The sequence below is a fragment of the Pseudomonas agronomica genome, assembly GCF_025917275.1.
Lineage (GTDB): Bacteria > Pseudomonadota > Gammaproteobacteria > Pseudomonadales > Pseudomonadaceae > Aquipseudomonas > Aquipseudomonas agronomica.
Window position 1 is genome coordinate 1 of the sequence record NZ_JAOSHO010000651.1, and the last position, 2,377, is coordinate 2,377.

The 2,377-nt window shown below is 62.1% G+C and carries 3 protein-coding genes; all 3 read right to left on the reverse strand.

Translation table 11 applies throughout. The annotated features are described in order from the left end of the window. Positions 1–29: 29 nt before the first annotated feature. Genes hflD through OC610_RS25755 form a run of 3 tightly spaced genes read right to left on the reverse strand, consistent with a single transcriptional unit; the run spans position 30 to position 2,280 of the window. Positions 30–653 carry a high frequency lysogenization protein HflD gene (hflD, locus tag OC610_RS25745; RefSeq protein WP_264431847.1) on the reverse strand — a complete coding sequence of 208 codons (624 nt, stop codon included), beginning with the start codon at positions 651–653 and terminating at the stop codon, positions 30–32. Beyond that, positions 650–1,774, reverse strand: a complete 1,125-nt coding sequence (gene mnmA / locus OC610_RS25750) for a tRNA 2-thiouridine(34) synthase MnmA (RefSeq protein WP_264431848.1) — start codon at positions 1,772–1,774, stop codon at positions 650–652. The genes hflD and mnmA overlap by 4 nt, the downstream gene beginning before the upstream one ends. Positions 1,775–1,833: 59 nt before the next feature. Next, entirely contained in the window at positions 1,834–2,280 is a 447-nt protein-coding gene (locus OC610_RS25755; protein WP_264431849.1) for an NUDIX hydrolase, read from the reverse strand. Between the last annotated feature and the right edge of the window lie 97 nt (positions 2,281–2,377).

Below are 2,377 nucleotides of genomic sequence, written 5' to 3' on the forward strand. Positions count from 1 at the left end.
CGGGGCTATACAAAAAAGGTCGAGGCGACTTATTCGTTGTGCATCAACGGGTAAAGCTCTTTCAATAATTTGCGTCGGCTGATCACCAGTTGCCAGCGATGGCCGCCCAACTGCCGCCACAGGCGTGCCGAGCGGATCCCGGCCAACAACAGCGCGCGGATCTTCGAGGCATTGCTCGGCTGTTGCAGGTTGCGCATGTCGCCATGCACCTGGATGCGCTGGCGCAGGGTGCTCAAGGTGTCCTGGTACAGCGCGCCGCACGCGGCGACCACGTTCTCGTGGGACGGGCCGAAGTGTTCGACCTGGGATTGGATCTGCGGCAGGCGCTTGCCGATGGTTTCCAGCAGGTCGTCACGCTTGGCCAATTGACGCTCCAGGCCTAGCATCGACAAGGCGTAGCGCAGCGGTTCGCGTTGCAGGGCGCTGGGGTCGCGTTCCAGGGCGCCGATCAAGGCGCGATAGCCTTCGCGAAGGTTCAGGTCATCGCCGCCGTAGACTTCCAGCGTGTCCTTGGGATCGCGGACCAGCAAGCTGCCAAGCATGCAGCCCAGCCCGGCTTCGTTGGTCTGGCCGGTCTTGGCGATGCGATCCACCAGCACGGCGGCGAGAAACACCCCGCCCAGCGCCGTCAGTTGTTCCTGGATCGGCGTCATGCCTTGCTGCTCCATGGCTCGGCGACTTCGATCACGCCGCCGCCCAGGCAGATTTCGCCGTCGTAGAACACCACGGATTGGCCGGGCGTGACTGCTCGCTGCGGTTCATCGAAGGTGGCGCGATAACCGCTGGCGGTTTTTTCCAGGGTGCAGGCCTGGTCGCTCTGGCGGTAGCGAACCTTGGCTGTGAGGCGGCGCGGTTCGCTGAGGTCGATCGGGTTGACCCAATAGATGTCGGAGGCGAGCAGGGCGCCGGAGAACAGCCATGGGTGGTCGTTGCCCTGGCCGACGATCAGCTCGTTGTGCTCCAGGTCCTTGACCAGCACGTACCACGGCTCTTCGCCGGCGTCCTTCAACCCGCCGATGCCCAGGCCCTGGCGCTGGCCGATGGTGTGGTACATCAGGCCATGGTGACGGCCGATGACGTCGCCTTCGGTTGTCTTGATCTCGCCCGGCTGGGCCGGCAGGTACTGCTTGAGGAAGTCGCTGAAACGACGCTCGCCAATGAAGCAGATGCCGGTGGAGTCCTTCTTCTTGGCGGTGGCGAGCTGGTGTTTCTCGGCAATCGCGCGCACTTCGGGCTTTTCCAGTTCGCCGACGGGGAACAGGGTCTTGGCGATCTGTTCGCCGCCGACCGCATGCAGGAAGTAGCTCTGGTCCTTGTTCGGGTCCAGGCCCTTGAGCAATTCGGTGCGGCCATCGATGTCGCGGCGGCGCACATAGTGGCCGGTGGCGATCAGGTCGGCACCGAGCATCATCGCGTAGTCGAGGAACGCCTTGAACTTGATCTCGCGGTTGCAGAGGATGTCCGGGTTCGGCGTGCGGCCGGCCTTGTATTCGGCCAGGAAGTGCTCGAACACGTTGTCCCAGTACTCGGCGGCGAAGTTGGCGGTGTGCAGCTTGATGCCGATCTTGTCGCACACGGCCTGGGCGTCCGCGAGGTCGTCCATGGCGGTGCAGTACTCGGTTCCGTCGTCTTCTTCCCAGTTCTTCATGAACAGGCCTTCCACCTCATAACCCTGCTCCATCAGCAGAAGGGCGGAAACGGAAGAGTCCACGCCACCGGACATGCCGACGATGACGCGTTGCTTTGGGGTGTTCGAAGAGGCTGGATCACGCATAGGAATTCAATGAGTGTCTTGAAAAAGGACGCGATTCTATCAGGCCCGGGCGCGCAAGGCTAAAGAGAAGGGCGGATAAGCGCCAGGCTATGGCTATGGCCGGCCAGGTAATCGTCGATGCAGCGGATGATCAGCTCGCTGCGCCAGTGGTCGCGCTGTTCGAGCAGTTCGTCGCGGGACAGCCATTTGGCGCCGAGGATGCCGTCGTCCAGTTGATAGTCAGGGTGGTGTTTCAAGGCCTTGGCGGCAAAGCACACGCGCTGGTAGGTCACACCGTTGCTGGGGGCGGTGTACAGGTAGATGCCGACCACGGCGGTGGGTTCGACGTCCCAGCCGGTTTCCTCCAGGGTTTCGCGTACGGCGGCTTCGATCAGTGTCTCGTTCGGATCCAGGTGGCCGGCGGGCTGGTTGAGCACTGCGCGTCCGCCCTTGGATTCTTCCACCATCAGGAAGCGGCCGTTGTCTTCGACGATAGTGGCGACGGTGATGTGGGGTTGCCAGTTCATAAGGTTCTTCTATTTCTCAGGTTGGGACATGGGATTTGCAGTTGGCTGGGGTTTTGTTGATTGAGTACTTTATCCGTTGCTGCGGTCACGGCTGCCT

Coding starts and splice junctions, on each gene's coding strand:
- hflD (WP_264431847.1), bottom strand. CDS start 653: ATGACGCCGATCCAGGAACAACTGACGGCGCTGGGCGGGGTGTTTCTC.
- mnmA (WP_264431848.1), bottom strand. CDS start 1,774: ATGCGTGATCCAGCCTCTTCGAACACCCCAAAGCAACGCGTCATCGTC.
- OC610_RS25755 (WP_264431849.1), bottom strand. CDS start 2,280: ATGAACTGGCAACCCCACATCACCGTCGCCACTATCGTCGAAGACAAC.